The following is a 24,259-nucleotide window of genomic DNA, read 5'->3' as shown; positions in this document are numbered from 1 at the left end:
AGATGGGTGTTAATAAGAAGATTCCTTTGCGCAAATGTGTGGCAACGGGTGAAATGAAACCAAAAAAAGAAATGATCCGTATTGTGAGGTCCAAAGAAGGCGAGGTTTCCATCGATCCGACGGGAAAGAAATCCGGACGTGGAGCTTATCTTTCGAAGGATAAAGAAATCATTTTACAAGCTAAAAAGAAAAATACTTTAGCCAATCAATTACAAGCGAAAATAGATGAATCTCTTTACGATGAATTGATTAGCCTTGTGGAGAAGGAGTAACGTTTAGCGTATGAATCAAAATCGTTGGATGTCACTTTTAGGATTGGCGAATCGGGCACGTAAGATTATTTCAGGTGAAGAGCTTGTTATTAAAGAAGTTCGTAGTGGACGAGCGAAACTTGTCATTCTTTCTAAAGATGCTTCTGCTAATACAAACAAGAAAATCACGGACAAGTGTAAATCGTATAATGTCCCCGTGTGCTTAGTGGAAGACAGGCATGATCTAGGTCAAGCCATTGGAAAAGAGGCAAGGGTAGCCGTAGCCATAATGGATGCAGGCTTTGCCAAAAAATTATCCGAACTGCTCGATGAATCTCAGTGGGGGTGAACATATGAGCAAGACGCGTGTATATGAATATGCAAAAAAATATAATGTTTCAAGTAAAGATGTAATCGAAAAATTAAAGCAACTTAATATTGAGGTATCAAACCATATGGCAACTATAGAAGACGACGCAGTAACAAAATTAGATGCAATGTACAAAGGTGATTCAAAAGGGCAGGGGAATAAAGCCACGAACGAATCTAAATCAAGTGCATCCAAGTCAGAAGAAGCTCCGAAAAAGGAGAAAGTAAAGACAGCACCGAAAAGCCGTGAAGGAAAAAAACACGAGCAACAGAACCAATCAAAGGAGAAGAAGGTCTTCAATAATAACAATAATAGCAACAACAAAAACAGAAACAACAAACAAAATAAGCAGAATAAAAATTTCAAACAGGCTCCTCAACAGCAAACGCCTGCCAAGAAAAAAGAGCTTCCATCAAAGATCACTTTCTCAGAATCACTGACGGTTTCAGAACTTGCCAAAAAGCTTCATAAAGAACCATCTGAAATCATAAAAAAACTGTTCATGCTTGGTGTCATGGCAACCATTAATCAGGAACTGGATAAAGATTCGATTGAATTGATTGCAGGGGAATACGGAGTCGAAGTGGAAGAAGAGATTAAGGTAGACGCTACCGATCTTGAAGTATATTTTACTGAAGATACAAAAGAGCAATCAGAAGAACGTCCATCTGTCGTAACCATCATGGGTCACGTCGATCACGGTAAAACAACGCTTCTTGATTCCATCCGTAACACTAAGGTGACAGCAGGGGAAGCTGGCGGGATCACCCAGCATATCGGTGCTTACCAAGTGGAATTGGACGGAAAGAAAATCACGTTCCTTGATACTCCGGGGCATGCTGCCTTCACAACGATGCGTGCACGTGGTGCCAAAGTCACGGATATTGCGATCATTGTAGTAGCGGCTGATGACGGTGTCATGCCTCAAACGGTCGAAGCAATCAATCATGCCAAAGCAGCAGAAGTACCGATCATCATAGCTGTTAATAAGATGGATAAAGAAGCTGCCAATCCAGATCGTGTAATGCAGGAGCTCACAGAGTATGAGTTGGTTCCTGAAGCTTGGGGTGGGGACACAATCTTCGTTCCACTATCTGCACTGTCTGGCGAAGGAATCGATAATTTACTTGAAATGATCGTTCTTGTAAGTGAAGTGGAAGAGCTAAAAGCGAATCCGAATCGTCTTGCACAAGGAACAGTTATTGAAGCTCAATTGGATAAAGGCCGTGGCTCTGTTGCTACTTTACTCGTTCAAAACGGAACGTTAAAAGTAGGGGATCCAATTGTAGTAGGTAATACTTTCGGACGTGTCCGTGCTATGGTCAATGACCTTGGTCGCCGTGTGAAAGAAGCTGGCCCATCTGCTCCAGTAGAAATCACGGGATTGAATGATGTTCCACAAGCAGGGGATCGCTTCGTCGTATTCGAAGATGAGAAAACAGCGCGTTCCGTTGGTGAAGCTCGCGCCTCCCAGGCGCTTCAAGCCCAGCGTGGAGAAAAATCCAAGGTAAGTCTTGAGAACCTGTTCGAGCAAATGAAACAGGGAGAGATGAAGGACCTCAACCTTGTGCTTAAAGCGGACGTTCAAGGTTCCGTTGAAGCCTTGGCAGCTTCATTAATGAAGATTGAAGTGGAAGGTGTTAATATTCGCATCATCCATACTGGTGTAGGGGCGATCAATGAATCGGACATTACACTGGCGTCTGCTTCGAATGCCATTGTAATCGGCTTTAATGTGCGACCTGACGTCAATGCCAAACGTACTGCCGAAGCAGAGGGCGTAGAAATTCGATTACACCGTATTATCTATAAGGTAATGGAAGAGATCGAGTCGGCAATGCAAGGGATGCTTGACCCAGAGTTTGAAGAAAAGATCATTGGTCAGGCAGAAGTCCGTCAAACATTTAAAGTGTCTAAAGTTGGTACAATTGCGGGAAGCTATGTAACAGAAGGTAAGATTTCACGTAATAGCGGAGTACGTCTCATCCGCGACGGAATCGTTATCTTTGAAGGTGAACTCGATGCCCTCAAGCGCTTTAAGGATGATGCGAAGGACGTAGCCAAAGGTTACGAATGTGGTATTACAATCAAGAACTTCAATGATGTGAAGGAAGGCGACGTCATCGAAGCCTTCATCATGGAGGAAATTACACGTAAATGATCACATATGTTGAATGTGAGTGCATGATTTATGGCTCTCACTCATTAAAAGAGAAGCGGGCTGTCCTGCAAAGGGTCATGTCACGTCTTAAACAAAAATTCAATGTATCGGTTTCTGAAATCGGACATCAGGATGTATGGCAGCGTACAAGGATTGCCATCGTCACTGTCGCTTCCTCCAAAGGAGCGAGTGAAAGAGAGATTGAACATGCATTGAAATTCATGGATTCTTTTCCTGAGTGGGAACGACTGGAGACCCAAATCGAGTCACTATAAGGAACGCCTTATTTCAACGTATAACCATTAACGACATATATATAAGAGGTGATATTGATGAGCCATCGTGCGAATCGTGTTAGCGAGCAAATGAAGAAAGAGCTCAGCGATATTATCGGACGAAAAATAAAGGATCCACGCATTGGCTTTGTAACGGTTACGGATGTACAAGTATCCGGGGATTTACAACAGGCAAAGGTGTATATTACCGTTCTGGGTGGGGAAGACCAAAGAGAGAACACTCTTAAAGGTCTTGCAAAGGCAAAAGGTTTCATCCGTTCTGAAGTGGGACAGAGAATCCGCCTGCGTAAAACACCTGAAATTATTTTTGAGTTTGATGAGTCGATTGATTATGGTAATCATATTGAATCTTTATTAAGAAAAGTTCAAGATGAACCAGAAGAGTCTAAAGATACAGAAGAGTAATATGACAGGGCTGATCCGGACGGAAGTACAATTCCCGTGGATCAGCCCTTTATGTTTTCCTTAAGGTAACACCCTACAATACATACTGGAGGTAATACAGATGAATGGAATCCTGCCCTTATGGAAGCCACGAGGAATGACGTCCCATGATTGTGTCTTCAAGCTGAGAAAGCTTCTCAGAACGAAAAAAGTTGGCCATACAGGTACTTTGGACCCTGAAGTTTCAGGGGTTCTGCCCATTTGTGTCGGAAGAGCAACCAAGATAGCGGAGTATATTACCGCATCGGGAAAGACCTATGAAGGGGAGGTCTCGATTGGATTTTCCACTACAACCGAAGATGCTTGGGGAGAGAAGGTCGAAGAAAAGAAAGTAGACCGGGTGATAACTAGAACGGAAGTTGAGGAAATCCTTCAAAGTATGACCGGAGAGATCACCCAGATACCACCCATGTTTTCAGCAGTCAAAGTGAACGGAAAGCGTTTGTATGAGTATGCAAGACAGGGGATAGAGGTGGAAAGACCCTCACGGAAGGTACAGATTCATGAGCTTCGATTATTGGAGGATTGGGAGGTGTTGGACCGTGATGCTCTGTCGTTCTCTTTTGAAGTCGTTTGTGGTAAAGGAACGTATGTCAGGACCCTTGCTGTTGAAATCGGGAATAGACTCGGATATCCTGCTCATATGTCCGCCCTTACTCGGACGCAATCGGCAAGTTTTAGAAAAGAAGATTGTTTCACTTTCGAAGAGATACAAGAGTTCGTTCTGATTGAACGTTCTAAAGACCTTCTTCTTCCACTGGAATTGGGGCTCTCTCATTTGCCGAAAATGGCAATTAGTGATACATTAGCAGAGAAAGTGAAGAATGGAGCACGCTTAGAAGAGCCTGAGGATTGGCCAGAAGGCCCCGAGGCAGTGATGGAGTATCAAGGTAAGGCCATTGCCATCTATCAGCGGCATCCGGACAAGCCTGGGATCATCAAGCCTGTCAAAGTGCTTTTCAACGACTAGTGAAAAAGGTGAAATACTTTGAAAGTAATAACTGTACATCATCCGCATTCAATTAGTAAGAATGATTTTCCGCCTCTGGTGCTCGCTTTGGGATATTTCGATGGAGTGCATAAAGGTCATCAAAGGGTGGTCAGAGAAGCCGTAGATACAGCGAAGGGTTTGAACATCTGTAGCGCTGTGATGACATTTGACCCCCATCCTTCCGTAGTATTGGGGCATAAACACAAGCATATACACTACATAACTCCCCTTGAGGATAAGAAAGAAATCATAAAAGAACACGGCGTGGATTATTTATTTATTGTCCGCTTTACGTCAGAATTTGCAAGCTTGATTCCACAGGACTTTGTCGATCAATATATTATCGGACTTAACGTAAGGCATGTAGTAGCAGGATATGATTATTCCTATGGAAGATTAGGGAAAGGAACGATGGAAACTCTCCCATTTCACTCACGGGATAAATTCACTTCCACGACCATTTCTAAATTGACAGATGATGATCTGGATTTGAAAGTAAGCTCTACCTTAATTAGGGAAAGTCTAAAAGAGGGAGACGTTTATAGGGTGCAGAAGCTCCTTGGCAGACCATTTACAATGAAGGGGACCGTCATACATGGAGATAAGAGGGGCAGGAAAATAGGCTTTCCTACTGCCAATATCGAGCTTTCTGATAATTATCTGACCCCAAAGGTAGGGGTATATGCTGTCAGAATGAAAATTCACGATAAATGGTTCAACGGTGTGTGCAACATCGGGTATAAACCAACGTTCAAGAATCCTGATGACTATTCCCTCTCCATTGAAGTTCATCTCTTCGATTTTCATACGTCCATTTACGGAGAAGAAGTGTTCATTGAGTGGTATGATAGAATCAGGGACGAACAGAAGTTTTCCGGAATCGATGAATTAATCTCTCAAATCCAGAAAGATAAGGACCGGGCGATAGACTACTTTACGAAATTTTAACGATTACACTTGATTTTTATATAAAAGAGTAGTATTCTAAATAGCGTATGAAATGAACCTTTGCTTGGCATCACGATTCACCAACGGTTGCTCAGTAACAGGGGATTTGAAAGAAATTATTAGGAGGTGAAAAGGATGGCTATCACTAAAGAGCGTAAAAACGAACTTATCAGTGAATACAAAGTACATGAGAACGATACTGGATCTCCAGAAGTTCAAATTGCTGTCCTAACTGAAGAAATTAACAATTTGAACGATCACTTACGCGTTCACAAGAAAGATCACCACTCTCGTCGCGGTCTTCTTAAAATGGTAGGTCACCGTCGTAATCTATTATCTTACTTACGTAAGAAAGATGTACAACGCTACCGTGAGTTAATTAACAAATTAGGTTTACGTCGATAAACAGACAAAGGAAGCGGGATTATGTCCCGCTTTTTCTTTAGCTTTCATAAGTGGAAATCTTTGTATGATCCTCCACTTCTTTTTATACATTTTCTTTATTTACAGTATTCAATTTGATCGTTTTTGTCTAAAATACATAATATGTACATAGAGTACTCGATTGGCCAACGAACGGTCCAGTCATCCACTATGGTACAGCATCCTGTATTTACATAGTCAGTAAGGTTTCATTCAAATGAATATAACAGCGCACATGTGCATGATATAGATTATTTTTAGTATTTATCCGGGTTGGGTACAGGCCGAACCCTTTAGTGATATATAAAGAGAGGGGTACACTTTATGGAACAAACTAAACAAACCTTTTCCATTGATTGGGCCGGAAGAGAATTAACGGTCGAAGTTGGCCAATTTGCCAAACAAGCGAATGGAGCGGTAATGGTACGCTATGGTGATACGGCAGTATTAAGCAGTGCTACAGCTTCGAAAGAGCCAAAACCTTTGGATTTCTTTCCATTAACGGTTAACTATGAAGAAAGATTATATGCAGTGGGTAAAATCCCTGGAGGATTCATTAAACGTGAAGGTCGCCCAAGTGAAAAAGCAATCCTTGCCAGTCGCTTGATTGACCGTCCTATCCGACCATTATTCGCAGATGGATTCCGTAATGAAGTTCAAGTAATCAGCATTGTGATGAGTGTAGACCAAAACTGTTCTTCTGAAATGGCAGCAATGTTTGGTTCATCATTAGCGCTTTCTGTATCTGATATCCCATTCGAAGGTCCGATTGCCGGAGTGATCGTGGGTCTTGTTGATGGGAAATTCATCATCAACCCTTCAGTAGAGGAATTAGAGAAGAGTGAGATTCATTTATCTGTTGCCGGTACGAAAGATGCCATCAACATGGTAGAAGCGGGGGCAGATGAGGTTCCGGAAGAAACAATGCTTGAAGCAATCATGTTTGGTCATGAAGAAATTAAGCGTTTAGTTACCTTCCAAGAGGAAATCGTTGCTAAAGTCGGTAAAGAGAAATCAGAAATTCAACTTGTTGAACTTGATCAAGATGTTGAAGTTGAAGTTCGTTCATTATGTGAAAGCGAACTGATCCCTGCGATTCAAGTCCAGGAAAAGCATGCTCGCGAAGAAGCCATCAAAGCGGTTAAGAATAAAGTGATGGCTGTATATGAAGAGGAGAAGGAAGCTGACGAAGCTACCTTGAAGCAAGTGAAAAAGGTATTGGACAAACTTGTAAAAAATGAAGTCCGCCGTTTGATTACGGAAGATAAAGTCCGTCCTGATGGTCGTAAAGTAGATGAAATCCGTCCACTCTCTTCAGAAGTCGGTTTATTGCCAAGAACACACGGTTCAGGATTATTTACTCGTGGACAAACTCAAGCGCTAAGTATTTGTACGCTTGGGGCTTTAGGCGATGTGCAGGTTCTTGATGGGTTAGGAATAGAAGAATCAAAACGATTCATGCACCACTACAATTTCCCTCAATTCAGTGTTGGGGAAACAGGGCCGATCAGAGGACCTGGCCGTCGTGAAATCGGACACGGGGCATTGGGAGAAAAAGCCCTGGATCCAATCATTCCAAATGAAAAAGATTTCCCTTATACAATCCGTCTTGTTTCGGAAGTACTTGAATCAAACGGTTCGACTTCTCAAGCAAGTATTTGTGCAAGTACGTTAGCGATGATGGATGCCGGTGTTCCGATCAAGGCTCCTGTAGCCGGAATTGCCATGGGTCTGATTAAATCCGGTAAAAACTATTCTATCTTAACGGATATTCAAGGAATGGAAGATCACCTTGGTGATATGGACTTTAAGGTAGCAGGTACATCTAAAGGAGTAACCGCTCTTCAAATGGATATCAAGATTGATGGTCTTTCACGTGAGATCCTTGAAGAAGCCCTTCAACAAGCGAAAAAAGGAAGAATACAGATTCTTGAAAGCATGCTGGCTACCATCGGAGAATCAAGAACAAGTCTTTCACAATATGCACCTAAGATCCTGACGATGCACATCAACCCTGATAAGATCAGAGATGTTATCGGACCAAGCGGTAAACAAATCAATAAAATCATTGATGAAACAGGTGTCAAGATCGATATTGAGCAGGATGGCACAATCTTCATTTCTTCAACGGATGAAGAAATGAACAAAGTGGCTAAGAAAACGATTGAAGATATCGTCAGAGAAGTGGAACCTGGACAAATGTATCTTGGGAAAGTGAAGCGAATTGAGAAATTCGGTGCATTTGTAGAAATCTTCAGTGGTAAAGATGGTCTAGTCCACATTTCTGAGCTTGCAGAAGAACGTATTCGCAAGGTGGAAGATGTAGTGGCGATCGGGGATGAAATCCTTGTGAAGGTACTCGATATCGATAATCAGGGAAGAGTTAACTTATCCAGAAAAGCTGTTCTTAAGGAACAACGAGAAAAAGAAGAACAAAACCAAAATTGATGTTTAATGAATGGCAGGCTGTCCTGTAAGGAGCAATTTCTCTCCTCCGGGACGGCTTTTTTTATCTGTTAATGGGCATTATAGCCGGATGTTCTACCCTATTCTTTTCCTACATATGTTTGTAGGAGAAGGAAGGTGGACAGGGATGGAAAAAAAACACTTGATTGGAATTAGTCTAATTGCTATTCTGACTTTAGTAGTTGTAGAAAACCCTTTAACAGACCAATATGTGACTGGGTTAAAACAAGAAGCAGTAGTCGTGAATGGGGAAAGTGGGACTGATGACTTGACCCGAATGATAAAAGAGGAAGCGAAATCGAGAGATATCCCAGCCCAGGATGCTGTAATCGATACGGTTTGGAAAGCTACACCAGGATATAATGGATTAAAGGTAGATGTAGAGGCATCCCTGCAAAATATGAAAAAAGAAAAATCGTTTGATGAAGATAAACTGGTGTACAAGCAAATACCACCTGAAAAACATTTACCTGATTTACCCGCTTCACCAGTTTATCGCGGAAATCCTGATAAGCCTATGGTGTCCTTTATTATCAATGTAGCTTGGGGCAATGAATACATTCCCGATATGCTTGCAACTTTGAAAAAACATCAGGTATATGCTACGTTCTTTCTAGAGGGGAGATGGGTGAAGAACAACCCGGACCTGGCGAAGATGATTGTGGATGCGGGTCATGAGGTGGGTAACCACTCCTACTCCCATCCAGATATGAAGACATTAGAAACCGCCAAGGTACGAGAGGAATTAAAAAAGACGAACGAAATGATTGAAGTGACTACGGGTGAAAAAGTAAAATGGTTTGCTCCTCCAAGCGGCAGCTACCGGGATGAGGTTGTGAACATGGCAGATGACATGCAGATGAGGACGATCATGTGGAGTGTGGACACGATTGATTGGCAAAAGCCACAGCCGAATGTACTGATTGAACGCGTAATGGGAAAGATGCACAACGGGGCGATTGTGCTCATGCATCCGACAGCTTCCACTGCAAATTCCTTAAATTCGTTGATCCTTCAAATAAAAGAGAGAGATTTACGGCTCGGTACGATCTCAAGTTTAGTAAAAGAAGAGAGAATCGTAGATGATGCAGATAATTCGTCACAACAGGGAAATAGTAAGAAGAAGCAGTAATTTTGCATCATGAATAGGAGGAACTTTCTTGATTAAGAAATATACATGCCAAAATGGACTGCGAATCGTGCTGGAAGAAATTCCACACGTTCGCTCCGTAGCAATTGGAGTTTGGATTGGTACCGGCTCTCGAAATGAAACAGAACAAAACAACGGAATTTCACATTTTCTGGAGCATATGTTCTTTAAAGGTACGAAGACGAAAACTGCACGCGAAATAGCAGAGTCATTCGACAGTATCGGCGGACAGGTCAATGCATTCACTTCAAAGGAGTATACCTGTTATTATGCAAAAGTGTTGGATAACCATGCCGACTATGCATTACATACACTTTCAGATATGTTTTTTAATTCAACTTATGTTGAAGAAGAACTGACCAAGGAAAAAAATGTAGTATACGAAGAAATCAAAATGTATGAAGATACTCCAGACGATATCGTTCACGACTTACTAAGTAAAGCCATCTATGAAGAGCATCCACTGGGGTATCCGATCCTTGGTACAGAAGACACTTTGAACTCATTCAATCAGGCTAAGTTAAAAGAGTACATGCATGATATGTATACTCCTGACCAGGTAGTCGTCTCTGTTGCAGGCAATGTCGACGAAACATTCATCAAGGAAATCGAAAAGCTATTCGGTTCCTATGAAGGTGGTAAAGGCCCGGAAGATCGTCTGAAACCTGATTTTCACAACAATAAGCTCGCCCGTAAGAAAGACACGGAACAGGCACATTTATGCTTAGGTTTCGATGGTCTTAAAATTGGTCATCCTGACATATACAATTTGATAGTGTTAAATAACGTATTGGGCGGCAGTATGTCATCACGTCTGTTCCAGGAGGTTCGAGAACAGAGAGGACTTGCTTACTCGGTGTTTTCATACCACTCCGCATACGAGGACAGTGGCATGGTAACCATTTACGGAGGCACGGGGGCAAACCAGTTGGATCAATTGTTTGATACAATAAACAGCACACTCGAAACACTGAAAGCAGAGGGAATCACCTCTAAAGAATTACTCAATAGCAAAGAGCAATTAAAAGGAAACCTGATGTTGAGTCTTGAAAGTACCAATAGCCGCATGAGCAGAAATGGTAAAAATGAATTACTATTGAAACGTCACCGGACCCTCGATGAAATCGTCGAAGAAATTGATGGTGTGACAATGGATAAAGTGAATAGGCTGGCCTTGGACATCTTTACAAATGAGTATGCTTCGGCACTTATCAGCCCTGAAGGCGTTCTGCCAAAAAATATGAATCATTAATCGAAAAGCAGACCCAATTGGTCTGCTTTTTTACATGCCAATCCACTCCAAATGAGTAGAAAACTTTTTGCTTCTAAAATAGTGGACAGTGTATACATTGTACTATAGAGCATTTTTTTGGAGGGATACGATAATGAGGCTAAGCGAATTAAGCGGGAAAGAAATCGTTGATTATAAGAAAGCGGAACGTTTAGGCATTCTTGGTCAAACTGATCTGGAGTTCAATGATAAGTCAGGCAGTATCAATGCCCTCATCATACCAACAGGAAAGTGGCTTAGAAAACAAAGTGGAGAAATCAGGGTGCCCTGGCATCAAATTAGGACGATAGGGGCAGATATGATCATTTTGGAAGTATCGGAAGAGTAACTAAAACAGTGAGATTGTATATAAACGGGTATAAACCCGTTTTTTTTTATGCTTATTTTTTCAAAACTTTCCTACGCCCCATTTCTACTCACCCATCGGTCAGGTGCAACATACACTGTTGAAGTGAAAAGGGATTTAGAATAGCGATTATGTTAAAAGTAGGTGAAATCAGTGATGCTGACTGGAATGCAGATCGCAGTTCTAGGCGGAGATGCTCGTCAACTTGAGATTATTCGGAAGCTTACAGAGTTGGATGCCAAAATATCGCTCGTAGGTTTTGAACAACTAGATCATGCCTTTACAGGGGCTTCGAAGGAGAAACTTGATGAAGTGGATTTTTCGTTGATTGATGCCATCATTTTACCTGTACCAGGCACGAATCTTCAAGGAGAAATAGATACGATTTTTTCCAATGAGAAAATCATGTTAACAGAGGAAATTGTAGCTGAGACGCCAGAGCACTGTACGATCTATTCAGGAATTAGTAATTCATACTTGGATAAAATCATGACTTCAACGAACCGTAAACTTGTTCAGTTATTTGAAAGGGACGACGTTGCCATTTATAATTCTATTCCTACAGTAGAGGGTACGATTATGATGGCTATTCAACATACAGACTTTACTATACATGGATCTGACATCATCATATTAGGTCTCGGGAGAGTCGGTATGAGTGTAGCTAGGACGTTTCATCATTTAGGTGGTAGAGTGAAGGTCGGGGTACGTAAAAGTGAACATCTGGCCAGGGTGACAGAAATGGGATTAGTGCCGTTTTACTTGGATAATCTGGAAAAAGAGGTTGAGAATTGTGACATTTGTATAAATACGATTCCAGTGCATATCGTGAAAGCTGGAGTCATTGCGAAGATGCCGGCGCATACGTTAATCATCGATCTTGCTTCAAAGCCTGGTGGTACGGATTTTCGTTATGCAGAGAAGCGTGGTATAAAAGCACTATTAGCACCGGGGCTCCCCGGAATTGTAGCACCGAAAACGGCAGGGCAGATTCTGGCGAATGTCCTTTGTCAATTATTAGAGAATGATTTTGATTCAGGAAAGGAGAGTTCATCATGAGTGTGAAAGGAAAACGTATCGGGTTTGGTTTGACAGGATCTCACTGTACGTATGATGCAGTATTCCCAGAAATCGAGCGATTAGTGAATAATGGAGCGGAAGTCATGCCGATTGTGACATCGACCGTTATGAATACTGAAACAAGATTCGGTAAAGGAGAAGATTGGATCAAGCGGATCGAAGATGTTACAGGTCATAAAGTGATTGATTCAATCGTCAAGGCAGAACCACTTGGGCCTAAGATACCGCTGGATTGCATGGTAATTGCCCCATTAACCGGAAATTCAATGAGTAAATTTGCCAATGCTATGACTGATTCTCCTGTATTGATGGCTGCTAAAGCAACGATTCGTAATCATCGACCTGTAGTGCTCGGTATTTCCACAAATGATGCTCTTGGATTAAATGGTATAAACTTAATGCGGTTAATATCGACTAAAGACATTTATTTCATTCCATTTGGGCAGGATGCGCCTGTTGCTAAGCCGAAATCAATGGTGGCCAGGATGACACTGATCCAGGAAACAATAGAAGCAGCGATGGAAGGAAGGCAGCTTCAACCCGTCATCATTGAAAGATATTTGGATTAATATGAAGAAGGTCATCTCATTATCCTTATATGATGGCCTTCTTTTCATGCATGTATAAGAATGGTGCTATATGAAAGAACCCGGACGGATAAATGAAAAATTCCTATTGTCGAATAATTGTTTATGTTAAAATATTCTTTATTATAGTAATAGACTAAATTCATTTACCTATTATACTATGAAAATACTGAATGGTTGGAAGGAGAGAAGATTTTGAATACAACGGGATTACATGTAGCTGTTGTCGGTGCCACCGGGGCCGTAGGACAGCAAATGCTTCAAACATTAGAAAAAAGGAATTTTCCGATACAGCAATTGACCTTATTATCATCAGCACGTTCTGCTGGATCTACTGTTATGTTTAAAGGAAAAGAATGGACGGTTGAAGAAGCGAAGCCTGAAAGCTTCGAAGGTGTCGATATCGCATTATTTAGTGCAGGTGGAAGTGTATCCAAACTTCTTGCTCCTGAAGCCGTAAAACGCGGGGCAGTTGTTGTCGACAACACGAGTGCTTACCGAATGGATTCGGACGTTCCACTCGTTGTCCCGGAAGTGAATGAAGAGGATATTAAGGAGCACAAGGGAATCATTGCGAATCCTAACTGTTCAACGATTCAAATGGTTGCGGCACTCGAGCCAATCCGCAAGCAATATGGTTTACAGAAAGTGATCGTTTCTACTTATCAAGCCGTGTCTGGCGCAGGTGCTGTTGCGATTGATGAACTTCACGCCCAATCACAGGCGATTTTATCCGGTGAATCATTTGAGCCTGGGGTGTTACCTGTCAAAGGGGACAAAAAACATTATCAAATTGCTTATAATGCCATTCCTCAAATTGATAAATTTCAAGACAACGGCTTTACTTTTGAAGAAATGAAAATGATTAATGAAACGAAAAAGATCATGCATATGCCTTCGTTAAAGGTATCTGCCACATGTGTCAGATTACCAGTTGTAACAGGTCACTCCGAAAGTGTATATATTGAGATTGAGAAGGATTCTGTTTCAGTGAAAGATATCCACTCCCTTCTTCAAAAAGCACCAGGGGTGACCTTGGAAGACAGCCCTGAAGATCAAATTTATCCTATGCCTGCACATGCTGTTGGAAAACCGGATGTGTTTGTAGGGAGGGTTCGTAAAGATCTGGATGAAGACAAAGGCTTCCACATGTGGGTTGTGTCTGACAACTTACTGAAGGGAGCGGCTTGGAATTCAGTTCAAATCGCAGAAAGTTTAATCAAGCTTGATCTAATTAAGCAATGAAGAGGGATCATTCCAGCTGAGTATTTGTATAAATCCACTACCCGTTTTCTAGATACCTCTTGAACATATGACAATGAGGTGTAGTCATGAAAGTGATCGTTCAGAAATTTGGTGGAACTTCGGTACGTGACGAAGCAAGTCGCCTGAAGGCAATTGCTCATACGAAACAAGCGATTGATAAAGGTTATAAAGTGGTGGTAGTCGTTTCTGCAATGGGGAGAAAAGGTGAACCGTACGCAACAGATTCCTTATTATCCTTAATCGGTGGCAGGAACACCTCCATCAGTAAGCGTGAGCAGGATCTTCTTTTGTCCTGTGGGGAAATCATATCGAGCCTGGTATTTTCTAATATGCTACTGGAGCATGGAATCCGGTCCACTGCCCTGACAGGTGCTCAAGCCGGGTTCCGGACGAATAATGATTTTAACAATGCAAAGATTATCGAGATGAAATGCAGCCGATTGGTAAAAGAACTGGAGCATCATGATGCTGTGGTTGTTGCAGGATTTCAGGGAGCAACAAAAGATGGGGATGTTACAACCATCGGCAGGGGGGGGAGCGATACCTCCGCCTCGGCACTGGGGGTCGCTCTAAAAGCGGACTACATTGATATTTTTACAGATGTGGAAGGAGTCATGACTGCCGATCCACGTATTTCAACAAAGGCAAGACCCATCACTGTTGTTTCGTATAATGAAGTATGCAATATGGCGTACCAGGGGGCCAAGGTGATCCATCCGAGGGCGGTTGAGATTGCCATGAATTCGAATGTTCCGATTCGGATTCGTTCAACTTACTCAAATGGTGAAGGCACTCTTGTGACGACTCTGGAAAATACAAAGGCACATAAAGAGTTTAGAAGTCATCCCGTCACAGGGATCGCCCATGTATCCAACCTCACCCAAATTAAAGTATTCGCCAAGGAAGATGAATACGATCTGCAAGCTCAAGTTTTCAAGGCGATGGCCAAAGAGGGAATAAGTGTTGACTTTATTAACATCTCTCCCAGAGGTGTTGTCTATACCGTGGGATCTTCAGTAGCCGATGATGCGATCAAGGCATTAAGAAAGTTAGGACATAACCCCATCGTAGAATCGGAGTGTGCGAAGATTTCAGTCGTGGGAGCGGGAATGATGGGTGTCCCGGGTGTCACCTCTGCCATTGTTTCATCCCTTTCCGATGAAGGGATCCGCATTTTACAGTCAGCCGATAGTCATACGACCATATGGGTACTGGTGAAAGAAATGGACTTGATACTAGCCATTAACGCACTTCATGATACGTTTCAATTACAAGAGAGAAATGCTACATTCAGAGTGGGATAAACTTACAAGGAGAGTGACTAGATTGAATTTTGGCCGCGTTTCTACGGCTATGGTTACGCCATTTGACCGTAAAGGAAATATTGATTTCACTAAAACGACGCAATTAATTCAGTACCTGATCGACAATGGTTCGGATTCATTAGTAGTAGCCGGTACCACTGGAGAGTCTCCTACTTTAACGAAAGAGGAAAAGGTTGCCCTATTCCGACATGTCGTGAAAGTAGTGGATGGAAGAATCCCTGTCATTGCTGGGACGGGAAGCAATAACACTCATGCTTCGATCGAGCTTACGAAAAAGGCTGCAGAAGCAGGTGTGGATGCCATCATGCTGGTGGCCCCGTATTATAATAAGCCCAGCCAGGAAGGGATGTTTCAACATTTTCGGGTGATTGCAGAATCAACTGACCTACCCGTCATGCTGTATAATATTCCCGGAAGATCAAGCGTCAATGTAGCGCCTGAAACAGTTATACGGCTCTCAAAGGTGGAGAACATCGTTGCCGTAAAAGAAGCAAGTGGCGATTTGGATAGTATGACTGAAATCATTTCGCATACGTCTGACGACTTTATGTTATATAGTGGAGATGACGGACTCACGTTGCCGGTATTATCCATCGGGGGGACGGGAATCGTGTCAGTGGCATCCCATGTCGTCGGAAATGAAATGCAGGAGATGATCTCGGCCTTTTTAACTGGAAACCTTACACATGCAGCACAGCTCCATCAAAGGCTCCTTCCGATCATGAAAGGACTGTTCACGAGCCCGAACCCGACCCCGGTCAAAACTGCACTGCAGATGAAGGGCCTTGACGTCGGCTCGGTGCGCCTGCCACTCATCCCGCTCACAGAAGTGGAAAGAGCAAAACTGTCCCAACTCATCGAAAGAATATCATAATATCAACCTCCTGCCAAACCCTTGAGACTGCGAAGCGATGACCTTCGCAGTCTTTTGGCGTTTCACGCCCCCAGGAAAACGAGCTTACTGGAACGGAATTCAACCACTGCTCGTCTATCAATAAGCAATAAAGATCGACGAGGGCATCATTAAATAAAGACGATCCTGTCATTTCACTTGAAAGAGATATAATTACTCCAAAGAAGAAGGATTTGCTCCTGCGGTATCGAAATAGTAACTAGTAGAAATGATTGCGGTCTTTTTCCTAATCTTGATGAGGGAGGATAAAATTGGTTGTACTCCCAAAATGGTATCAAGTATAATGGATATAACTGATTGAAGATCGGGGAAGGAACAGCATAGGAGGACATAAAAGTGAGTAAGACAAAGAATGAAAGTATTAAGGTAATACCCCTCGGGGGAGTAGGAGAAATGGGTAAGAACATGTATGTGGTAGAAGTGGATCATGAAATATTCGTGATTGACGCAGGACTCATGTTTCCCGAAAATGAAATGCTTGGAATCGATATCGTCATCCCGGACATCCAGTATCTGATTGAAAATAAAGATCGGGTAAAAGGAATCTTCTTGACCCATGGACATGAGGACAGCATCGGTGCGATTGGCTATGTATTAAGTAAGATCAAAGCGCCTGTTTACGGCACACGCTTGACCAATGCACTTATAAAAGCACGTTTGAAGGACGAAAATGTCAGGGAAGATGTGAAATTCTATACGGTTCACTCAGATAGCTATCTTACCTTTGATGGAGTGAATGTCACTTTCTTTAAGACCACACATAGTATCCCGGATTCAGTAGGTGTTTGCATACATACTTCTGAAGGAGTCATCGTTCATACTGGCGAATTTAAATTTGATCAATCGGCCAAACACCTGTACCGTCCGGATTTAGGCAAGATGGCGCAAATTGGTGAGAAGGGCGTCCTTTGTCTGTTATCTGACAGTAAAGAAGCAGAAAGACCGGGGTTTACAACATCTGAAGCAGTCATAGAGCAGCATATTACCAATGCCTTGCGGAAAGCATCAGGGAGGGTCATTGTGGCATGCTTCGCCTCGAATTTAATTCGGCTTCAGCAGCTATTTGATGCTGCAGAGCAGAATAACCGCAAAGTGGCGGTAGTCGGAAAAAGTTTGAAAAGAGTGTATGATGTAGCTTTGAAACTGGGGTATCTTCATGTTAGGGATGAAATGATCATCGGTATAGATGAAATTGGTGATTACCCCAAAGATGAAGTCCTCATCATCGCGACAGGGACTCAAGGAGAACCGTTTGAGGCACTTCAGAGAATGTCCAAGCGTTCCCACCGTCTGGTAAACATCGAAGAAGGAGACACGGTCCTCATTACGGCCTCACCTTCTCCGGGCATGGAAGTGATCGTCGGCAGGACGATCGACATGCTTTATAGAGCCGGGGCAAATGTATTGACCGCCAATAAAAAGGTTCATGTTTCAGGTCATGGGAGTCAGGAAGATTTGAAGTTCATGTTGAATATCATGAAACCTAAATACTTTATTCCCATCCAGGGTGAATACAAGATGCTAGTCGCACATACTCAGCTTGCACATGATACCGGGCTTCCGTATAAGCAGATCTTTATTATGGATAAGGGAGATGTTCTTCAATACAAGGACGGCAAGATGAGAATGAGCGGCCGTGTACAGGCTGGGAATGTTTTGATTGATGGCAGCGGTGTTGGAGACGTGGGGAACATTGTCCTTCGTGATCGTAAATTATTGTCGGAAGATGGAGTTTTTACCGTCGTCGTCACCATCAACAGAAGGTCCAAATCAATTGTCGCTGGACCTGAAATCATCTCCCGGGGATTTGTATATGTAAGGGAGTCCGAGGAATTGATCGAAGGTGCAGGGGGCATCGTGACCGATGTGGTTCATTCCTATTTGCAAAAGGGTTCCTTCGAATGGACAACCATCAAGCAGGATATCAGGGATCAACTAAATTATTTCTTATTCAATAAAACAAGAAGAAGACCGATGATCTTACCGATTATCATGGAAGTATAAAGTATGAGGCCATTTGTTTACGAACAAATGGTCTCATATTTATTTGCAGCGAAAGAATGAAGTATGAAAACACTCTCACTTTAAAATAATAACAAGAGAATGGGAATAAAAAGGAGTGTTTTCATGGAACAGAATCGTGAACGTATGCAGGACGAGCCGAATAAAGGACAAGATGATCAAAAAGACAAGCCTTCCGGGTTAATGGAAAAGATACAGCAGTTAGGTCAAACCAATGTTCCCCAGCTTTCTCAAGACTCTAATATCCATTGTCTGACGATTGTAGGACAGATCGAAGGACATATGCAGCTTCCGCCCCAAAATAAAACGACCAAGTATGAACATGTCATTCCACAGCTCGTGGCAATTGAACAAAATCCTAAAATTGAAGGACTTGTTGTCATTTTGAATACAGTCGGGGGAGATGTAGAAGCAGGATTAGCCATTTCAGAAATGATTGCTTCACTAACCAAACCGACAGTCTCCGTAGTTCTTGGAGGAGGGCATAGCATCGGGGTACCGATTGCTGTGTCATGTGACTTCTCTTACATTGCAAGCACCGCCACCATGACGATACATCCCGTTCGATTAACCGGTTTAGTCATCGGGGTGCCACAAACATTTGAGTATCTTGATAAAATGCAGGACCGGGTGGTGAGCTTTGTCACAAAGCACAGCAATATTACAGAAGAAAATTTTAAGGACCTCATGTTTGCAAAAGGTAACCTTACCAGGGATATAGGGACGAATGTGGTGGGGGATGATGCTGTGGAATACGGATTGATAGATGGTATTGGCGGAATTGGTACGGCCATCAAGAAAATCAACGAATTGATTGATCTGAAAAAACAGTCAGATCAGCAAGAGGGGCTGGTTCAATGATTCTTTATACAGTGGTCCCCAACGATCTTGTATTCCCGACAGAAGCCAGTGAGTTCAGCGGTCAAATGATGATGGATTATCAGGGCATACCTATCCTTGTTCAACAGGTGGAAAACAAGTATCGAGTCATCCGGGTCATGAGCAGTGATCCTGCACATTACTTGAATGAACAAATATGTCCAGGGGAATTTATCAACAATTAAGTGAGAAAGAGGATTTTCCCCAAATAGTGGTTATGCTATAATATACTTGCAAACGATTATTAATACGAAAAGTTCACGGGAAGGGTCTGACACCTTAGGCACGCACATTGCCCCAAAGGGTCAGCCCTTTCTTCATCTTTATGTACATAACTCTGATAGACTTCAACAGAATTTAGGTGAATGGATTGGCAAAACGAAAAAAAAGAAAAAAACGTTCTCAAACGAGCTCCACATTAAAACAGACGATTAAATATGAGATCATCGGACTGATTCTGTCAGCTCTAAGCTTGATCTCCATTATTGAGCTTGGAGCCGTCGGGAAAGCACTGGTATATTTTTATCGTTTCTTCCTTGGTGAATGGTACATGATCGCCCTTCTATGGATGCTATATGTAGCGGGTTACCTAATGATTAAGCGAGAAGTACCAATGTTATTCAGTCGCAGACTGGTTGGGATCTACATCATCATTGCAAGTTTCCTGCTATTAAGTCACGTGAAATTATTTGATCTCCTATCCAACGGCGGGTCATTCAATAATCCCAGCGTCATCATGAATACGTGGGATCTGTATTGGATGGATATCAGAGGTGAAACCAGCACTTCGGATCTTGGAGGAGGTATGATCGGGAGCGTTCTGTTTGCTGTTTCTTATTTTCTCTTTGATTCACAAGGAGCAAGGATTGTGAGTGCCACTTTCATCATGATCGGTATCATTCTAGTGACAGGTAAGTCCATAGGTGATGTACTTGGAAGAGCGGGGAAGCGTTTCGGTGCATTCATGGGCGGACAATGGTCAGCATTTAAGCAAGATATGAGTGAATGGAAAGAAGAGCAATCCAAGAAAAAAGAGTTAAAAGAGAAGAAGAAGCAAGATGCACCAAAAAAGAGCAAGGAACCGGCTGAACCAGTACTTTCTCACCAAGAAGAAAAAAGAGAACCGATCATTTCAAATTTCGCAGAACGTGCATATGGCGAAAATCATAAAGATGATTCACCATCTCAAGCAACTGGAACGGGTGAAAAAGAAGAGGTTGAGTCAAACAATCACACCCCGTCAGAAGGAGAAGCGGATACTGCGCCGCCCATCACCTTTACTGAAGTGGAAAATAAAGATTACCAGCTTCCGTCAATCGCTTTATTGAAAAGCCCTAGAAAAACAGATCAAAGTAATGAATATCAGTTGATTCATGCCAATGCCGCAAAGCTCGAGAGAACATTTCAAAGTTTCGGTGTAAAGGCCAAGGTTACACAAGTCCACCTGGGCCCGGCGGTAACAAAATATGAAGTGCATCCCGATGTAGGAGTCAAAGTAAGCCGAATCGTCAATTTGAGTGACGACCTTGCCCTGGCCCTTGCAGCAAAAGACATCCGAATTGAGGCTCCGATACCAGGCAAGTCTGCCATCGGTATCGAGGTGCCGAATTCAGAGGTAGCCATGGTCTCCCTGCGCGAGGTACTTGAAGCGAAGGAACATAATAAACCCGATGCCAAATTGCAGATAGGCTTAGGGAGGGATATAACGGGTGAAGCGGTCCTTGCTGAGCTGAATAAAATGCCTCACTTGCTGGTAGCGGGGGCAACCGGAAGCGGTAAGAGTGTTTGTATCAATGGTATTATCACCAGTATCCTTATGAGGGCCAAGCCCCATGAAGTAAAGCTTATGATGATTGACCCCAAAATGGTTGAGCTTAATGTATATAATGGTGTGCCCCATCTCCTGGCACCTGTTGTAACAGATGCCAAGAAAGCATCACAGGCATTAAAAAAGGTTGTAAGTGAAATGGAACGCAGATATGAGCTATTCTCTCATACGGGCACACGGAACATCGAAGGCTATAATGAATATGTCAAGCGACAAAATAAAGAGAACGATGATAAGCAACCCCTTCTTCCATACATTGTCGTCATTGTTGACGAGCTTGCCGATTTAATGATGGTGGCCTCGAGCGACGTGGAGGATGCCATTACAAGGCTTGCTCAGATGGCACGTGCTGCAGGAATCCACCTAATCATTGCGACGCAACGTCCGTCTGTAGATGTTATCACTGGAGTCATTAAAGCCAATATCCCGTCACGGATTGCCTTTGCCGTATCCTCTCAAACCGATTCAAGGACCATATTGGATTCAGGGGGGGCAGAGAAGCTATTGGGTCGTGGAGATATGCTGTTCATGCCGGTGGGAGCTTCCAAACCTACCAGGGTTCAAGGAGCTTTCTTATCAGATGAAGAGGTTGAGGAAATCGTTGATTTTGTCATCTCTCAACAAAAAGCTCAGTATCAGGAAGAAATGATTCCCGACGAAGTGCCTGAAGATGGGAGAACAGGGGAAGCCGAAGACGAATTATATAATGATGCCGTCCAGCTAATAGCAGAGATGCAGACTGCTTCTGTATCCATGCTTCAAAGAAGATTCAGGATCGGCTACACAAGAGCCGCCAGACTGATCGACGAAATGGAAGTCAGAGGCGTGGTGGGACCTTATGAAGGCAGCAAGCCGAGAACGGTCCTTGTGGGCAAGCCATCAGAAGAACAAAGTTCATAAAAATAAAAGGTGTGTTACCCTAATGATTCAGAATGGGGAAACACACCTTTTTTTGGTATTTTTTATGATGATAAACCTATTTAGGTGGTGGAAATATTAAAAAATAAGCAGTTATCCACGAATATGTTATACTATTAAAAGCGTTTACAAAAGTAATGATCTTGTTGCACGTATGTAAAGATTGATAATGAAACACGATAGGTTTGTAAAAAAGTAGGTAAAATATACCATGTAAACCCATTCAAAAGGGTATTTTTTCTAAAATATTGCAAAAAAGGATTCTAAATTGTCATTCTAATCATTTTTTTCGACAAAATCACACAATGCTATTTATTTATCAAAAGAAAAGTGTTATAGTATTTTCGATTAGTAGGAAAGATATACATCAGAGGTCTGATGTCTTGAGAAAATGTGGTGGTGGTTCCAGTGACAATAAAAACAGACAATCGGCATTTATACTTACAAGTAATTGATCGTTTGAAAAAGGATATCGAAGCGGGAGTATACAAAGAGAAAGAGAAGCTTCCATCTGAATTCGATCTTTCCAAACAATTAGGTGTAAGTAGGGCGACTCTTAGGGAAGCTCTCAGAATTCTTGAGGAAGAAAGTGTCATCGTAAGGCGTCATGGAGTCGGTACATTTGTAAACGCCAAGCCGCTCTTTACTTCAGGTATTGAGCAGCTGAATAGTGTAACGAACATGATTAAGCAGGCTGGTATGGAGCCAGGGACCATTTTCTTAAGCTCAACAACTCAAGAAGCTACTGAGGATGACGTGAAAAGGTTTACATGCAATGAAGAGGACGACGTGATCCTGATTGAAAGGGTTCGAACTGCAAATGGGGAACCGGTTGTATATTGTGTAGACAAGATTCCTGAGAAAGTAATGCCAAGGAATTTCACCCATGAGGATAATTCGATTTTCACCGTATTGGAAAAACGAGAGAATAAGAGAATCACTCATGCAGTCGCTCAGATAGAACCAATGGGATATCACGATAAAATCTCCCCTATTCTAAATTGCGAACCGGAGACGGCATTACTCGTTTTAAAGCAAATGCATTTTGATGAAAACGATGAGCCGATTCTGTATTCCGTAAACTATTTCAGGTCAGACAAATTTAGCTTCCAAGTATTAAGAAAGCGCATATAACAGCAATCCATCTTACTACTAATTTATTACAATAATAGGGGGTACTCTAGGTGAAAAAACGTAAATTCGGTTTAGCGTTGTCATTTGTTCTGGCGGCAGGTACATTATTAGGTGCTTGTGGAACAAGCGAGGACAAAGAAGGTACATCTAGTGGTGAAGGGAACAAAGAAGATCAATTCACAGTAGCAATGGTTACAGACGTTGGTGGAGTAGATGACAAATCATTCAACCAATCAGCTTGGGAAGGTCTGAAAGCCTTCGGTAAAGAGAATGACTTGGAAAAAGGTAAAGATGGATTTGACTACTTACAGTCACAATCAGATGCTGACTATGCTACGAACTTAAACAAATTAGCTCGTCAAGATTTTGACTTAGTATATGGTATCGGCTTCCTTATGGAAGGTGCGATCACTGAAATTGCACAACAACAAAAAGATTCACATTTCGCAATCGTTGATGCTGTTGTAGATCAACCAAACGTTGCAAGCATTATGTTCAAGGAACAGGAAGCTTCTTTCCTTGCTGGTGTCACAGCAGGACTTGCGACTAAAACGAACAAAATCGGATTCATCGGTGGTATGGAGATTCCGGTTATCGAACGCTTCCACTCTGGTTTCATTGCTGGTGTAAAAGCGGTCAATCCTGATGCAGAAATCGTTGCGGACTATGCAGGTGCTTTCGACAAAGCTGAACTTGGACAAACCATCGCTTCAAAAATGTACACTCAAAATGTAGATGTAATCTTCCATGCAGCTGGTGGAACGGGTAATGGTTTATTCAAAGAAGCACGCGATCTGAAAGAAAAAGATCCTTCACGTGAACTTTGGGCTATCGGCGTTGACTCTGATCAATCTGCAGAAGGTAAAGTAGGGGATCATAATATCATCCTTACATCTGCATTAAAACGAGTTGATAACGCGGTAGTGGATCTATCCACTAAAGCTAAAGAAGGAAACTTCCCAGGTGGAGAACAAATCCTATATGGTCTTAAAGAAGATGGCGTTGGACTTGCAGAATTAAATACCGAGCTTTCCAACAAAGATGAAGTCATGAAAAAAGTAGATGAATGGAAAGAAAAGATTACTAGCGGTGAAGTAACAGTTCCTGAAACGATCAAGGATGCAGAAGCTTTCTCAGCTAATTAATACCTTATGGGATGGGTGGCCAGCT

The 24,259-nt window shown here is 42.4% G+C and carries 23 protein-coding genes; all 23 read left to right on the top strand.

Annotated features, from left to right (window positions below; translation table 11 throughout):
* Positions 1 to 2: 2 nt before the first annotated feature.
* The 23 genes from rnpM to JI667_RS04495 all read left to right on the top strand — a co-directional run bounded on the left by rnpM (position 3) and on the right by JI667_RS04495 (position 24,234).
* The gene (gene rnpM / locus JI667_RS04605; protein WP_206850907.1) at positions 3 to 272 is read left to right on the top strand and encodes an RNase P modulator RnpM; all 270 of its coding nucleotides are present in this window, start codon (positions 3 to 5) and stop codon (positions 270 to 272) included.
* Positions 273 to 282: 10 nt separating this feature from the next.
* Positions 283 to 600, top strand: a complete 318-nt coding sequence (locus tag JI667_RS04600; RefSeq protein ID WP_206850906.1) for a YlxQ family RNA-binding protein — start codon at positions 283 to 285, stop codon at positions 598 to 600.
* A 4-nt stretch (positions 601 to 604) separates the two neighbouring features.
* Positions 605 to 2,782: a translation initiation factor IF-2 gene (gene infB / locus JI667_RS04595; RefSeq protein ID WP_206850905.1), complete on the top strand. Its 2,178-nt coding sequence runs from the start codon at positions 605 to 607 to the stop codon at positions 2,780 to 2,782.
* Complete coding sequence (locus JI667_RS04590; RefSeq protein WP_206850904.1) at positions 2,779 to 3,057, top strand: DUF503 domain-containing protein; 279 nt, start codon at positions 2,779 to 2,781, stop codon at positions 3,055 to 3,057. The genes infB and JI667_RS04590 overlap by 4 nt, the downstream gene beginning before the upstream one ends.
* Before the next feature lie 57 nt (positions 3,058 to 3,114).
* Positions 3,115 to 3,483 (top strand): 30S ribosome-binding factor RbfA, encoded by a 369-nt coding sequence (gene rbfA / locus JI667_RS04585; RefSeq protein ID WP_060669663.1) that lies wholly within the window; start codon positions 3,115 to 3,117, stop codon positions 3,481 to 3,483.
* A 100-nt stretch (positions 3,484 to 3,583) separates the two neighbouring features.
* Positions 3,584 to 4,492, top strand: coding sequence for a tRNA pseudouridine(55) synthase TruB (gene truB / locus JI667_RS04580; protein ID WP_206850903.1), 909 nt, complete (start codon positions 3,584 to 3,586; stop codon positions 4,490 to 4,492).
* 18 nt (positions 4,493 to 4,510) lie between these two features.
* Entirely contained in the window at positions 4,511 to 5,461 is a 951-nt protein-coding gene (gene ribF / locus JI667_RS04575; RefSeq protein ID WP_206850902.1) for a bifunctional riboflavin kinase/FAD synthetase, read from the top strand.
* Between the two features lie 135 nt (positions 5,462 to 5,596).
* Positions 5,597 to 5,866 (top strand): 30S ribosomal protein S15, encoded by a 270-nt coding sequence (rpsO, locus tag JI667_RS04570; RefSeq protein ID WP_034760125.1) that lies wholly within the window; start codon positions 5,597 to 5,599, stop codon positions 5,864 to 5,866.
* 342 nt (positions 5,867 to 6,208) lie between these two features.
* Entirely contained in the window at positions 6,209 to 8,332 is a 2,124-nt protein-coding gene (pnp, locus tag JI667_RS04565; RefSeq protein WP_206850901.1) for a polyribonucleotide nucleotidyltransferase, read from the top strand.
* Between the two features lie 145 nt (positions 8,333 to 8,477).
* Positions 8,478 to 9,482 carry a polysaccharide deacetylase family protein gene (locus JI667_RS04560; protein ID WP_206850900.1) on the top strand — a complete coding sequence of 335 codons (1,005 nt, stop codon included), beginning with the start codon at positions 8,478 to 8,480 and terminating at the stop codon, positions 9,480 to 9,482.
* Positions 9,483 to 9,510: 28 nt separating this feature from the next.
* Complete coding sequence (locus tag JI667_RS04555; protein ID WP_206850899.1) at positions 9,511 to 10,752, top strand: M16 family metallopeptidase; 1,242 nt, start codon at positions 9,511 to 9,513, stop codon at positions 10,750 to 10,752.
* A gap of 133 nt (positions 10,753 to 10,885) precedes the next feature.
* On the top strand, positions 10,886 to 11,119 hold the full coding sequence (locus JI667_RS04550) for a YlmC/YmxH family sporulation protein (RefSeq protein WP_206850898.1): 234 nt from the start codon (positions 10,886 to 10,888) through the stop codon (positions 11,117 to 11,119).
* A gap of 174 nt (positions 11,120 to 11,293) precedes the next feature.
* A complete protein-coding gene (gene dpaA / locus JI667_RS04545; RefSeq protein ID WP_206850897.1) occupies positions 11,294 to 12,196 on the top strand; it encodes a dipicolinic acid synthetase subunit A in 903 nt (300 codons plus the stop codon).
* Positions 12,190 to 12,786 carry a dipicolinate synthase subunit B gene (dpaB, locus tag JI667_RS04540; RefSeq protein WP_206851162.1) on the top strand — a complete coding sequence of 199 codons (597 nt, stop codon included), beginning with the start codon at positions 12,190 to 12,192 and terminating at the stop codon, positions 12,784 to 12,786. Before dpaA ends, dpaB begins: the two co-directional genes overlap by 7 nt.
* 213 nt (positions 12,787 to 12,999) lie before the next feature.
* Positions 13,000 to 14,049: an aspartate-semialdehyde dehydrogenase gene (asd, locus tag JI667_RS04535; RefSeq protein ID WP_211201198.1), complete on the top strand. Its 1,050-nt coding sequence runs from the start codon at positions 13,000 to 13,002 to the stop codon at positions 14,047 to 14,049.
* Positions 14,050 to 14,135: 86 nt separating this feature from the next.
* Positions 14,136 to 15,374 (top strand): aspartate kinase, encoded by a 1,239-nt coding sequence (gene dapG, locus JI667_RS04530; RefSeq protein ID WP_206850896.1) that lies wholly within the window; start codon positions 14,136 to 14,138, stop codon positions 15,372 to 15,374.
* A gap of 22 nt (positions 15,375 to 15,396) precedes the next feature.
* A complete protein-coding gene (dapA, locus tag JI667_RS04525) occupies positions 15,397 to 16,269 on the top strand; it encodes a 4-hydroxy-tetrahydrodipicolinate synthase (protein WP_414635220.1) in 873 nt (290 codons plus the stop codon).
* Between the two features lie 375 nt (positions 16,270 to 16,644).
* Positions 16,645 to 18,312: a ribonuclease J gene (locus JI667_RS04520; protein ID WP_206850894.1), complete on the top strand. Its 1,668-nt coding sequence runs from the start codon at positions 16,645 to 16,647 to the stop codon at positions 18,310 to 18,312.
* Between the two features lie 144 nt (positions 18,313 to 18,456).
* Complete coding sequence (locus tag JI667_RS04515; protein WP_206851160.1) at positions 18,457 to 19,191, top strand: ClpP family protease; 735 nt, start codon at positions 18,457 to 18,459, stop codon at positions 19,189 to 19,191.
* Complete coding sequence (locus JI667_RS04510; RefSeq protein WP_206850893.1) at positions 19,188 to 19,394, top strand: YlzJ-like family protein; 207 nt, start codon at positions 19,188 to 19,190, stop codon at positions 19,392 to 19,394. Before JI667_RS04515 ends, JI667_RS04510 begins: the two co-directional genes overlap by 4 nt.
* 185 nt (positions 19,395 to 19,579) lie before the next feature.
* Complete coding sequence (locus tag JI667_RS04505; RefSeq protein ID WP_206850892.1) at positions 19,580 to 21,937, top strand: DNA translocase FtsK; 2,358 nt, start codon at positions 19,580 to 19,582, stop codon at positions 21,935 to 21,937.
* A 426-nt stretch (positions 21,938 to 22,363) separates the two neighbouring features.
* Positions 22,364 to 23,089, top strand: coding sequence for a GntR family transcriptional regulator (locus JI667_RS04500; RefSeq protein ID WP_206850891.1), 726 nt, complete (start codon positions 22,364 to 22,366; stop codon positions 23,087 to 23,089).
* 50 nt (positions 23,090 to 23,139) lie between these two features.
* On the top strand, positions 23,140 to 24,234 hold the full coding sequence (locus tag JI667_RS04495; protein WP_206850890.1) for a BMP family lipoprotein: 1,095 nt from the start codon (positions 23,140 to 23,142) through the stop codon (positions 24,232 to 24,234).
* Positions 24,235 to 24,259: the final 25 nt, after the last annotated feature.

Source organism: Bacillus sp. NTK074B, from assembly GCF_017303375.1.
In the GTDB taxonomy this organism is placed as follows: Bacteria; Bacillota; Bacilli; order Bacillales; family Bacillaceae_B; genus Rossellomorea.
This window is presented reverse-complemented; position numbering and strand designations above follow the sequence as displayed.